We start from the raw sequence: 13,030 nt of genomic DNA, 5'->3' as shown, positions 1-13,030 counted from the left end.
ATGCCGCTGTGTCCATATTCCGGAAAGTCGCCAAGCTGTTCGGTTCGGGGAAAGGTTCCGGATCGAAATCGCCGGAAGTTCACCCCTATGGAACCCCCCAGGCTCCCGGACCCTTGACCCTGGAGGCTTTTCTTCAGGAGTTCAAAGACTGCGGAGACTTGATTACGTGGCACATGCCGGCCACATCGGCTCATCTCGTCTACTTCGATCATTTGGTCGACATCCCCACCTATGAGCAGGAAATCCTGCTGCCTTTGCAGCATGCCGGGCAAGAAGGGCTTCAAGAACTGCTTCGCCAATCGCGCTTCGTCCAAACGACGGATACAGTGAAGGCGGTTAAGGGCGTTCTGGACGGTAAGGTCGCCCTTTTTCTGCCTGAAGGCGTTTATCTCGTCAATGTGTATAACCCTGAAAAACGCAGCATTCAGCAGTCAGAATCCGAGTCCGCCATTACCGGCCCACACGATGCTTTTATCGAAATGATAGAAACGAACCTGTCGCTCATCCGTCGAAAGCTAAAAAGCAACCGCTTGAAGGTCATCCAGTTAAACGTGGGAGAACTGACGAAAACAAAGGTGGCGGTACTGTACGTTGACGGCATCGCCAAAAAGGAATTCGTGGACAACATGGTGGAGCGCATTAAAGCCATCGAATTCAACAGCTTGTACGACGGCACCATGCTCATGCAGATGATCGATGACTTTCCGAACTCGCTGTTTCCGCAATTCCAGACCTCCGAGCGTCCGGATGTCACCATTTCCAAGCTCGCCGAAGGGAAGATCGTCGTACTCGCGGATCAAAGCCCGTCCGCTATCGTCGCACCGTCATCCTTTTTCGAGTTTTTCACGACCCCGGACGATTATTATAACCGCTGGGCCGTCGGGACCGCCCTCCGGCTGCTGCGATACATCGCGTTTATCATTACGATTTCTTTGACTTCTTTGTATGTCGCCGTCACGACTTACCATTATGAAATGATTCCCGAGAATCTGCTGGCCTCGCTGACCGAATCGAGAAGCCGCGTCCCTTTCCCTCCGATCATCGAAGCATTGATCATGGAAACGACGATCGAAATGCTTCGGGAAGCCGGGGCGCGCCTGCCCACCAAAATCGGGCAGACCATCGGGATCGTCGGCGGGATCGTAATCGGCACGGCCGCTGTCGAGGCGGGGTTTACGAGCAATATCCTCATTATCTCGGTAGCGATGTCCGCGATCGCTTCTTTCGTAGTCCCCAGCTATATCATGAGCGGCTCGATCCGGCTGGTACGGTTCGGACTCATCATTCTTGCCGGTATGCAAGGTAACTTCGGGTTCATGGTCGGGGTCGCGCTGATTATCATTCATCTCTCCAAGTTGACCAGCCTGGGGGCCCCATACACCATTCCGGCCGCTCCGGTTAAACCGGTCGACTGGAAGGACATATTTATCCGCGCGCCGTTCTGGTCTTTTCACGAGCGTCCGAGCCAGGCAAAATCGCCGAACAAGACGCCAAATAAGATGAAGAAATAGGTGATCGCCTTGTCCAAGGAAAAGCTCCATCGCTTTCAAATCGCCATGCTGCTCTTCAACACCCAATGCGGGGTTGCAATCTTCATTCTCCCCCGGCTTACCGCGATCCATCTGGGAACTAACGGCTGGATCGGGGTGGTATTCGGCTACTTGGCGGTCGCGCTCAACATTATGCTCATTACGCTCGTATATCGTTTGGGCCGCGGCGCTTCGATTTTTCGCGTTTTGGGAGACGGCCTCCCCCGTTTTTTGCTTATCCCTCTATACCTCATACTGATTCTGATCCTGCCGATGATCGGATGCATTGTCATCAAAGAATATGTGGTCATTTATCAGATTCTTATGTTCCCGCAAACCTCGGAAATGGTTTTGAAATTGTTCGTGGATGTGGTGGTGTTCCTGATGGTGACGAAAGGGATATACAATATGTCGAAAGCCAACCTTTTCTTCGTAGCGATCCTGCTGACCATGGTTCCGGTAAGTCTTACCTTTATCAACAATTTCGACCTTACCCGCTTAACCCCATTTATTTTTAAGGAAGGCAAGGATGTAGGGGAGGGAATCTTTCGCATGTACGCGGCTTTCTTGGGCTACGAGCTGTTCATTTTCCTGTTTCCCTATGCGGAGAACAATAAGAAGTGGCTGAAGTATTTGCATCTGGGCAACACTCTGACAGGTTTGGTATATTTGCTGGTCACCGTTCTCTGTTACGGCTTTTTTAATTACAACGAACTGACGGACCTCGCCTTTCCGCTGCTCGACATGTTCGGTTATTTGAAATTTCCCTTTATCGAACGGGTGCAAAATTTTTTGTACAGCGCCTTCTTGCTCTCCATTGTGACCACGGCGTCCATGTACTACTGGGCCAGTCAAACCGTCGTCGCCGAAATCTTCCCCCGCCTGCCCGGGAAAGGGGTCGTCTTCATATTAATGGCCGGCAGCATTCTGGTTGCGCTGATTCCCAAAACCCTTCCGGAAGTGGAGAAATGGTTCGCACTGCTGCTGTATTTCGAGAGCGGCGTCGCTTTCGGGCTGCCTCTGCTGGCACTGTTGTCCTTGCTCATCCAAAAAGGGAGGAAGTCTCATGCATAAAAGAACCGCCGGACTTTTTGTGCTTGCCCTGACTTTACTCCTCACCGGATGCAATCAGGATCAGAACATTCTGGAACGTATCGGCTATATCCGGATCGGGGCCTTCGACCCGGCGGAAGGGCAGGATATCCGGCTGACGATAAACGTCCCTCTAACGATTAACGAAGGTCAAAATACCAAACGGCTTACGGAAGTTTTAACGGTCGAAGCCAGGGGCAGCAAGGAAGCGCGTAATATGATGCAGAATCAGTCCAGCCGCAAGCTCGTCAGCGGGCAACTGCGCACCATTTTGTTCAACATGGAACTGGCCGCCCGAGGGCTTACTCCTTATCTCGACACGCTGATCCGCGACCCTTCGATTTCCAAACGCACGGAAATAGTTGTTGCGGAAGGCTCGGCACAGGAAATGATCTCCAAGAAATACCCGGGCCATCCCGGTGCGGACCAATACATCGACCAACTGCTCCGGAAAGAGTTTGAAATGCAGCATGTGCCCCACATCCTGCTGCATCAATTTATCCGCGATTATTATGATGACGGAAAGGACCCGATGGCCCCGCTGCTGAGCCCAAAAGATGCGAGTCTGGAGTTGAGCGGGATCGCCCTTTTTCACTACGATAAATACGCCGGGAAGGTGGAGAGAGCGGAATTTCCTTATTTCACGATGCTTTATCAGAACCAGAATAAAGGGGAGTTCACGATCAACACCGATGACCCGTCCTTGAAATCCATCACGTTCAGCGCCATCAAAAGCAAGCGAAAGATTAAAGTCAAAAAAATCAGGGAAGGGAAATACGCCGCGGATATCAATATCCGAATAGAGGGCGGGGTGCTGGAGTATATCGGCAACCTCGACTTGACCAAACCGGATCGTAAAAAACTGGAGGGACTCATCGGCGAATATGTCACCAAAAGGACGGAGCGAATTTTGGCCAAGCTCCAACGGATTGGGGCGGACCCCGTGGGCATCGGCCAGTACGTCCGCAACAAAATGACCTATTCGGCGTGGAAGGAATCCGATTGGAACGATTTGTACGCCAATATGGAATTCCATGTCCACACCCGGTTCATCATTAAAAATTTCGGAAACCGCTATGACTGATCTTGTTCGGCAATTTCCAGAATATCGACTCCGTACGGTGCCAGTTCTATATGTTTGCCCCGGAACTCCGCGTCAAGCAGGCTGTAGTAGTTCGTCGGAAGCGTAACCCGACGAACCTCGCGGCTCAGGTTCAGGACAAAGAGAACCGCCCGGTCCGCAGCGGTGCGGATCGTAACTTGCACGCCGTCGGGAAGCTCCGGAAACGCCGGGATATCCCGGCGTGCGGCGATGTCGCCGAACAATCGCTTGAGCCAGGCCTCTTCAGGGTGGGTCCCCAAATAGTAGACCTCCCCTTGGCCAAACCGGTTGACGGTCACGGCCGGCTGCCCGGCATAGAAATCTCCCGCGTACCGAAGCAGTACTTCCGCGTCCAGAGGAGCCAAAATATCGCACCACTGACTACACTTAAAGGTCCGGCCGTTGTCGTCCACCAGTTCGTGCATATCTTGGCCGATCGGATCATATTCCGTTACCGTGACGCCCGAACAGGATGATAGCAGGCCCGGCAGCGGGCTCATGACGCACTGGTTGTTCATGTCTTTGACACCGGTACGGCTCGTCAGAACCAGAACGCCGCCCTCGGACGCAAACCGTTCGAGCCGGCAGGCCGTCTCCGCGTCCAGCAGATAAAGGCTCGGGGCAACCACCAGTTTGTAGCCGTCGAGAGGCTCGCTCCATTCGATGACGTCGCAGCCGATGCCGAGCTTGGTCAGCGCCCGGTGATAATCCTTGATGTTTTCATAGTAGTCCAGCCCTTCCGCCTGCGGTTGAATCCGCAGAGCTTCCAGCTGTTCTGCAGACATCAGGATGGCCGCCTCGTGCTTCAGCACCGTGCCCTTGATCTTTTTGGACAACATATTTACTTCGGCGCAGAGGGAAGCGAATTCGTCGAACTTGCGGCCCGGTACGTTGCTGTGGTCGATCAGCCCATGCCAGAACTGCTCGGCTCCGGCGACGGCGCTTCTCCAGCGGAAATGTACCACCGCATCGGCTCCCCGGGCGATGGCCTGCCAGGCGTAAGCCCGGATAAATCCGGGATAAGGGGACCGCCACATCGGAAACCAGCACCCCGGCGGACCGCTGAGCTGTTCCATGATCCAGAAATTCCTCCGCTTAATGCCGCGGGTGACATCCAGGGATAGAGCGCCGCTGTACGGTCCGGTCGATTGTTTGCCGGGAGATGTGTTCGGATAGTAGTCGAAAGCGGCGAAATCGAGGTCTTTGCCCACCCGGTGCAGGTCCAATCGTTGGGGATAGCTGTGAAAATTGTGCGTGACGAAATGATGCGGGCAATGCTCCCGGATGATCTTGATCTGATTTCCTTGAAAAGATGCCACGGCATCCCATTGGAAGCGGGCATAATCCAGCAAATAGGACGGATTCTGATGAGGGGACCCGCCGAGCGGCGTGCCGATCTGGCACCAATCGCTGTATTCCCCGCTCCAGACGACCGTTCCCCAGGCCCGGTTCACCGCCGCAATCGAACCGTATTTCCGCTTGACCCATTCGCGAAAAGCGGCATTGCAGCGCGGGCAATGGCAGTCGAGCATGCCGAACTCGTTATCGGTCTGCCAGCCGATGACGGCCGGATGCTTGCCAAAGTGTTCGGCCATCTTCTCGACGATCCGCGAGCCGTATACCCGTATCGATTCGCTGTTGAAACAGCGGTGTCCCCGAACGCCGGGATGATAGATACGCCCGTCGGCGAACACCGGTAAAATATCCGGCCGCAGGTCGGTCAGCCAGCGCGGCGGAGTATTGGTCGGCGTTCCGATCACGACGGAGATACCGTATTTATGGAATAAATCCAATGCCCGGTCCAGCCAGTCGAACTGATAGATCCCGGATGAAGGTTCGAGCCGGCTCCAAGCAAATTCGGCCACGCGCGCGATGCGGACCCCGGTCACCTTCATAAGCTGGATATCCTCCTCCCATAGCCCGGGATCCCACTGTTCGGGATAATAATCCACCCCGATCCGCACGGCGTTATTCTGCCACGTCTTTCTTCTCACTACTTTTCCTCCGTTTCACCTGGTTCTAGAAGCACAAAATGGCATGACCGCCCGCTCGCCCGAAAGCCGGGCGAAAGCGTAAGCGGTCTGCCATATGTGATCTGATCTATTTATTTTTTTAGTTTGTCCCAAGCCGCCTGCATGTTGGTCATCCAGCCGTTCACATCGCTTTTCCCCGCGATCAGCTCTTGAATGACGCTGGCGAATTCTTGGGTTACCCCGTCCGGGAACTTCGAAGATTGTAAACCATAAACCTTGTTCTCGTCTACATACTTCTTCACATCCGCACCCAACAATCCGATATCTTCAGCGGATGCCGAAATCGTCGTCAAGGCCGGGATGAATTTCCACTTCTTAACGATATACTCTTTACCCATGTCGGAAGTGACGAGCCAGTTCAAGAAGATTTTCGCTTCTTCTTTCGAAGCGGAGTCCTTGTTCACGACCAGGTTGGCCGGAATCCCTACAGTAAGCTTGTCGTTCTTCTCGGCATCGTCATCGATCGGCATCGGGAACATACCGATATTCATTCCGGGCGTAATGTTGTCGATCAAAGTTTGCGCCCAGTTCCCCTCTTGCATCATAGCCACTTCCCCGTTGGCAAACAGGGCCAGATGCGTATTCGCATCCGTCGTCAGCGGATTTTTCTGTCCGTACTGAACGGTCAGCTTCAGCAGATTGCTCCAGTTTTTGAATTGCGGATTGTCTACAATCGTTTGGGTTCCGTCGTTCAGGCCCTTGATAAACTCATCGACATTGTCCTGTCTGGCGAACGCCACGCTGATCCCTTGGTTGCCCAGCAGCCACCATTCCTGATAAGCGTTGCCGAACGGCGTGATGCCGGCAGCTTGAAGCTTCTTGGCCGCTTCTTCCAGCTCGGTGATCGTTTTAGGCGTTTCGGTAATGCCCGCCTTGGCAAACAGATCCTTGTTGTACACATACCCGATCCCTTCCAGGTTCATCGGCATGCCGTATACTTTGCCGTCTTTGGTCATCGGCTCGGCGGCCAAAGGCACCAGGTCCTTGACCCAAGGCTGGTCGGACAGGTCTTCGATCTTGTCCTGCCACATATCGAGCTCGGCAAAGCCCCCGTTGGAGAAAATGTCCGGTGCGTCGCCGGAAGCGAATTTCGTCTTCAACGCCGCCGCGTAGTCCGCGCCGCCGCCGACGGTTTGGATATCGAGCTTGATGTTTGGATATTCTTTTTCAAACTCGACTTTTAGTTCGTTCAAGCCTTCCACGATTTCGGTTTTAAACTGGAAGATCTTTACTGTTTTTACTTCCCCCTTGTCGCCGCTTCCGTTTGCGGCCGAGCCGGAGTTTGCGGCATTTTTGCCGCCGCATGCCGCAAGCAGCATGCTCATCATCAGCAACACCGACAGAATGACCATGGAACGTTTCTTGTTCATGTCTTTTGTTTCCCCCTGTACATTTGTGTAAAATGAGTTGCCTTTATATTTGGAACGCCGGACTTCGGTTAGTTTACCCTTTAACCGAACCCGCCGCAATTCCCTCAACGATATAACGCTGCAGCAGCAGGTAGAAGATAACGATCGGCAGAATTCCGATGGCCAATGCCGGAAGCGCCATGTCCCATTGCTTCGTGTACTGTCCGAAGAAGGAGTATGTCGCGAGCGGAATCGTCCGCAGCGAAGGATTTTGCAAAATCAGCGATGGCAGCAAATAGTCGTTCCAGATGGCCAGCGCGTTCAGCACGATAATCGTCATCATCATCGGGCGGAGCAGCGGCATAACGATCCGGAAAAACACGGTGACCGGATTGCAGCCGTCTACGGTCGCCGCCTCTTCAATTTCCAAAGGCACGGACTTGACGAAACCGTGGAACAGGAACACCGCGAGCGGAAGACTGAGCCCCAGGTTGGTCAAAAGCAGGCCGGCAATGCTGTTGTTGACGCCGAGCGTATTGACGACCTTCAATACCGGAATCATGATCGTCTGGAACGGGACGACCATCGCTGCGACGAACATGAGCAGCAAAAGCCGGTTAAACCAGGTGTCGGACCGGACCATCCGGTAAGCGGCCATCGCGCTGAACAGCGTAATCAGCAGGACGCTGATGACCGTGATCACGATGGAGTTGCGGAACGCCTCGGAAAACCGGGCCAGCTCCCAGGCCTTGCTATAGTTTTCCCAATTAAACTTCGTAGGCCAACTGGCCGCGTTGGACAAAATTTCGCCGAACGATTTGACCGAGTTGACGAACAGAAAATAAAACGGAGCGAGAAAGAGCAGCGCAACGAGCGCCATGATGATTTCTATCAACACGTTCTTGCCGCGAGATTTGGCTTCCATCAAGCTTCAACCTCCTTGCTCTTCGTGACGCGCACTTGAATCAAGGTAATGACCGCCACGATGACGAAGAACAGCAGCGCTTTGGCCGTACCGAGCCCATAACGGTTATTGAGGAACGCTTCATTGTAGATGTTGAGCGCCACCGATTCCGTCGATTTGAATGGACCGCCCTTGGTCAAGGACAGGTTCAGGTCGAACATTTTGAAGGACCAGGAAATCGCCAGGAAGAGGCTGACCGTCACCGCCGGCATGATCAGCGGAGCGATGATGCTGCGCAGGATCTGGAAGTGGCTGGCCCCGTCAATTTCCGCGGCTTCAAGCACTTCCTTGGACACATTGCTGAGCGAAGCGATATAGATCACCATCAAATAACCGGAATACTGCCAGACGAACACCATGACGATCGCCCAGAATCCGGTGGTGGCGTCCCCGAGCCAAGGAAGCTCAAAGAAGGACCAGCCGGTCATTTCCCCCATGGTGGAGAAGCCTTTGATAAAAATAAACTGCCAGATAAACCCGAGCAGCAGGCCCCCGATGACGTTCGGCATAAAAAACACCGTCCGCATCACATTGCGCGTTTTCAAGGGCTTGGTCAAAAAATAGGCCAGGAAAAAGCCCACAAGATTCGTCAGAATTACGCCGAGGAGCGTAAAGCGGACGGTAAACCCGAACGATTTCCAGAAATCCGGATCTCCGGAGAAAATGTGTTTGAAATTATCGAAACCGACCCAGGCCACCTGACCGGATACTCCGTTCCAGTCCGTAAAGGAATAGTACATCCCCATCACAAACGGTATAATCATGACCAGTGTAAAAAACAACACGGCCGGGCCGACGAAAAACAGCTGCTGCCCGAATTGCGATAACTTTCGGCTACGCATGTATGGCCCCCTCCCATTCTCTCTTTGTCGTATTTCGTCTACAAGTGTTATTATGTAATTATTTTGATCCCCCCGAAACCGACGCAGGTGAACTTAAAGGTGTAAAATATTGATCGGATGTGGCTGAATGAGATGGAATAGTATTCGTACCAAATTGATCGTATTTCTGCTGCTGCCCATCATTTTTACGATGGCGGCCGCGGTTGCGGTCAGCTACTCGCATACCACGGCATCGCTCCGGGAACGCGCGGTGGAGGAGAACCGGAACCTGCTCTATCAGGGGTTCCGCAACATTGACGGTTTGCTTGAGGACATCAACCGCATCTCCCTGAACGTATACTCGGACTCCGAATTCTACCGGCTGCTCGATGCCGGCTACGACGATATGTCGGCCAATATCGGGATCTATGCGTCCCTGAACTATATTTACAAGGCGGCTCCCGATATTTTTCAGGTTTATTTGTATGGCGTCAAAGATCAGAAAGCGACGATGATCACGCAGGAAACGCCCAAACGCTGGCAGGATTCCGCCCCGTTTCCGGTTTCCGCCTTGCCGGAGGACGAGCCGCTGCGCGTCCAGACCACCCATATAAGCCATCATTACGGGCTGCTGGCACCCTTCCCGCAAGTGACGCCCCAGCAGGTGTTTACCCTGCACCGCCGGATCGAGAAAATCCCTTCACATCAAGCCATCGGCTTTTTGTCGATCGATGTCAAGCTGTCGGCGCTCAGCGAAATTGCCGATCAATTATATGACAGGGATCAAGAGAACCTGTATATCCTTGACGCGGAAGGTCAGTTGGTTTACGCCAACCAGCCCGAGCTGATCGGAAAGCCGATCGCCGCCGATTGGTACTCGGGACGGGGTTCTTACTTTGAAGGGGAACAGGGGTATTTTGAACAGGACAATTCCGTCTTCATTTATCAGGCCATTAACAGCGCCGGGGCCCGGTGGATGCTGGTCAAACAGATTCCGGTGTCCCACCTGCTCAGTGAAGCCAACCAGGCCGCAAAAATCAACGGATTGTTGTTCGGGTTGGCGCTGCTTGTCATCGTGACGGCGACCGTGCTGATCTCGATCCGCATCACCTCCCCGATCAAGCGGCTCTCGCAGTACATGAACCAGGTGAAGATCGGGAATCTTCAGGTGGATATCGCCTCCGCCGGGAACGATGAGATCGGCTTGTTGACGGAACGGTTCCGGAACATGATGGATACCCTCAACAACTTGATCCTTCGCGAATACAAGCTGGAGCTGTCCAACAAGAACAACCAGCTTCGGGCGCTCCAGGCGCAGATCAATCCGCATTTCCTGAACAATACATTGCAAATCATCGGTACGCTGGCCCTGGAACTGAAGGTTCCGCAGATCTACACCCTGATCTCGTCGCTGGCCAAAATGATGCGTTACAGCATGCATAACGATGACCGCGGCGTGACGCTGCGGGATGAGCTTGAGCATGTAAAGGCCTATGTCGAGCTGCAAAAGGAGCGTTTTGAGAATCGGTTCAATTTTCAGGTACAGGTAGACGAAGCTCTGCTATCGGTAGAGGTGCCCAAGATGATTTTGCAGCCGATCGTGGAAAACTATTTTAAGCACGGCCTGGGTCCGGAAGATACCGGCGGAACGCTCGGTCTGACCGCGGCGTACGAAGAGGACGGAGTCATCGCAATCACCGTGGAAAATAACGGCCGCCGGATTCCCGAAGACAAGCTGCGCCGGCTCCAAGACGGGCTGAGCCACTCCGCGGCCGAACGGATTCGGCCCGGCGGGGATGAACCGAACGGCTTCGCGCCGTCCATCGGGCTGATCAACGTGTTGACCCGGCTCCGCCTGGTTTACGGCGAAGCTTCGGAGTTAAGCGTCAATAATTTACACCCCACCGGAGTCCGCATTCAGTTGAAGTTCCGGATGGAAGACAAGAACGAGGAGGAAGCATCGGAATGAGAGCATTGATCGTGGACGATGAAGCCAGAGTCCGCAAGGCCGTGAGACTGCTCGTCGATTGGCGGGAGCACGGCATCGAGGACATCGCGGAAGCGGGGGGAGGTCTGGAAGCCATCGGCGTCATCCGGGAGTTCAAGCCGGCCATCGTTATCATGGATATGATGATGAACGCCGGCCACGGCATGGAACTGATGGCCTGGGTCAACGAACACGCGCCGTCGCTCAAGTTTATCGTGATCAGCGGACACGATGACTTCGAGTTCGTCCGGGGGACCGTCCGGCACGGCGGGATCGATTATATTCTGAAGCCGATCGAGCCCGAGGCGATCAACGCCGCGGTGGCCAAGGCCGTCCGCCAGTGGCGCCAGGAGGAACGGGAACGGCTGGATCAGCAGAGCAAGAGTATCCGGTTAAACGAGATTAGGCCGATCTATGGCGAAAAGCTGCTCTCCTCGATGATCGACGATCCGGGGTCGGCGGACAACAGTTTAAAGCGGCTGCGGATGGAAGGCGTGATTCCCACGGAAGCGGATCAGGCCAGGCTGCTGCTGATTCAGGTGGACGCTTCGGACACCTCCCTGCTCAGGCGATTCGGAAATGACGGCGAGCTGCTGCAATTCTCGTTGATCAACATCTGCAACGATTTCCTGATCGCCGACCAGAGGGGCATCGCCTTCAAGCACTGGGGGGCCGCCATGGAGATCCTGATTCTTGTCTGGAAGCAGCCGGAGCGGGCCGCCGAGCTGGTCGGCAAAATCAACGACGGCCTGTTTCATACGCTGCAGCGGAGAATACACGTGGGGCTGGCTTCCCCGGGGCCGCTGCCATCCAGTCTGCCCGCGCAGTATGCCGAGGCGTCGGCGGCCATCCGGCGGCGCAATCTGCTCCAGCCCGATCAATATCTTCACGCGCTGAAGCAGGGCCAGCACGCGTCGGAGAGCCAGCATGTGTCGGAAGGCCCGCGTGTGCCGGAGGGCGTGCGCTTGTCGGGAGGCCTGCGTATGTCGGAAGGCGTGCGCGTGTCGGAGGACGAGCCAGTTTCCCTGTCTTTCGCCGGTTTCCAGGCGGATTTCAAAACCGCTGTCCTGAGCGGAGATCCGGGGCAGATCGCCTCGTCGGCGCAGCAATGGATCGACGCCCTCACGCGGAGCGGATACGTCTCCCCGGAACTGCTCGAATCCTGGAAGTCCTCCATCATCTCGTTCCGATCCGGGCTGCTGCGGGAGGTGCTCGGCAGCGAAGCGGACCAGGTCCTCCCCGCGCTGGAACAAGGAGATCAGGCCGAGGCGTCGCCGGTGCCGAACGGTTATGCTTTCTCGCCGTTTGCCTGGCGGGATTGGCTTATCGGCTTCCTGACCCGCCTCGCCGGAGAAGTCTCCAAACGTCAGCAGCGGGAATCGCGCAAAATCGGCGATATCCTGGCTTACATTGAGCAGCATTACCAGTCCGAGCTTTCACTCCAGGACCTGGCGTCCCATTTTCAGGTCAGCCGGGAGTATATCTCCAGGAAGTTCAAGCAGGAGTTCGGCGACAACTTCTCCGACTATCTGGCGGCCTACCGGATCGACAAGGCCAAGAAACTGATGCGGAATCCAAACCTGAAGGTCCAGCGCATCGCCGAGATGGTCGGGTTCAATGACGTCAAATACTTCAGCAAGGTGTTCAAGAAACAGGAGGGCTTATCTCCACGGGAATACCGGAGCAAATGGACGGACCAACCATGAAAAAAAGTGCGAACGGCCAAGGAGAGAAAAGGATTACTTTTCTTGGCGTTCGCACTTTTTTATGTTAGTGTCTCTTCAGACATCAAGAACCTTCAAGGACTTCAAGGACTTTAAAGAATTCAAAGACCTCAAAGACCTCAAAGATCTCAAAAATCTCAAAGACCTCAAAGACCTCCAGGACCTCCAAGCCCTTTAAGGCTTCCAGCTTTCAATCCCCTGGCAGCTCCAAAAGATGCAAATCTGCAGGTTTTTAAGCCGATTCACGAGGAAATGCGCAAAAAGATGCAAATCTGCAGGCATTTTTAGCGATTTTAGAGAAACGAGCATTAAACTTGCAAAAACCTTAACATCAGTTAGTCGTAATGAGTTGAACTAATGATGGAGGGATAGAGGCAGCCGGGTGAAATGTTCTTCCGATCGCTGTTGCTCCCGGATTTCTTGATGAAT

Annotated in this window: 9 protein-coding genes; 5 read left to right on the top strand and 4 right to left on the bottom strand. The window is 54.3% G+C overall.

Features of this window, described 5'->3' with window-relative positions; genetic code table 11:
- Positions 1-8: 8 nt before the first annotated feature.
- From LBW89_RS26165 to LBW89_RS26155, 3 genes are read left to right on the top strand one after another with little or no spacing between them, the layout of a single operon-like run.
- Complete coding sequence (locus LBW89_RS26165; protein WP_225040832.1) at positions 9-1,511, top strand: spore germination protein; 1,503 nt, start codon at positions 9-11, stop codon at positions 1,509-1,511.
- Between the two features lie 9 nt (positions 1,512-1,520).
- The gene (locus LBW89_RS26160; RefSeq protein ID WP_225040831.1) at positions 1,521-2,603 is read left to right on the top strand and encodes a GerAB/ArcD/ProY family transporter; all 1,083 of its coding nucleotides are present in this window, start codon (positions 1,521-1,523) and stop codon (positions 2,601-2,603) included.
- Entirely contained in the window at positions 2,596-3,705 is a 1,110-nt protein-coding gene (locus LBW89_RS26155) for a Ger(x)C family spore germination protein (RefSeq protein WP_225040830.1), read from the top strand. The genes LBW89_RS26160 and LBW89_RS26155 overlap by 8 nt, the downstream gene beginning before the upstream one ends.
- Here LBW89_RS26155 and LBW89_RS26150 read toward each other — a convergent pair.
- From LBW89_RS26150 to LBW89_RS26135, 4 genes are all read right to left on the bottom strand, one after another.
- A complete protein-coding gene (locus LBW89_RS26150) occupies positions 3,696-5,717 on the bottom strand; it encodes a beta-galactosidase (protein ID WP_225040829.1) in 2,022 nt (673 codons plus the stop codon). The two genes, LBW89_RS26155 and LBW89_RS26150, sit on opposite strands and share 10 nt — an antisense overlap.
- A 110-nt stretch (positions 5,718-5,827) precedes the next feature.
- Positions 5,828-7,126 (bottom strand): ABC transporter substrate-binding protein, encoded by a 1,299-nt coding sequence (locus tag LBW89_RS26145; protein ID WP_225040828.1) that lies wholly within the window; start codon positions 7,124-7,126, stop codon positions 5,828-5,830.
- A gap of 73 nt (positions 7,127-7,199) precedes the next feature.
- Positions 7,200-8,030 carry a carbohydrate ABC transporter permease gene (locus LBW89_RS26140; RefSeq protein ID WP_148450905.1) on the bottom strand — a complete coding sequence of 277 codons (831 nt, stop codon included), beginning with the start codon at positions 8,028-8,030 and terminating at the stop codon, positions 7,200-7,202.
- Entirely contained in the window at positions 8,030-8,911 is an 882-nt protein-coding gene (locus LBW89_RS26135) for a carbohydrate ABC transporter permease (RefSeq protein ID WP_148450906.1), read from the bottom strand. Before LBW89_RS26135 ends, LBW89_RS26140 begins: the two co-directional genes overlap by 1 nt.
- A 127-nt stretch (positions 8,912-9,038) precedes the next feature.
- Here LBW89_RS26135 and LBW89_RS26130 point away from each other — a divergent pair, with 127 nt between their 5' ends.
- Together LBW89_RS26130 and LBW89_RS26125 are read left to right on the top strand one after the other, a co-directional pair.
- On the top strand, positions 9,039-10,859 hold the full coding sequence (locus LBW89_RS26130; RefSeq protein ID WP_148450907.1) for a sensor histidine kinase: 1,821 nt from the start codon (positions 9,039-9,041) through the stop codon (positions 10,857-10,859).
- Positions 10,856-12,583, top strand: coding sequence for a helix-turn-helix domain-containing protein (locus tag LBW89_RS26125; RefSeq protein WP_225040827.1), 1,728 nt, complete (start codon positions 10,856-10,858; stop codon positions 12,581-12,583). Before LBW89_RS26130 ends, LBW89_RS26125 begins: the two co-directional genes overlap by 4 nt.
- Positions 12,584-13,030 lie beyond the last annotated feature (447 nt).

The organism is Paenibacillus sp. alder61 (assembly GCF_020179875.1).
Lineage (GTDB): Bacteria > Bacillota > Bacilli > Paenibacillales > Paenibacillaceae > Fontibacillus > Fontibacillus faecis.
The sequence above is the reverse complement of the archived record's forward strand: the minus strand, read 5'-3'. Positions and strand labels throughout refer to the sequence as shown.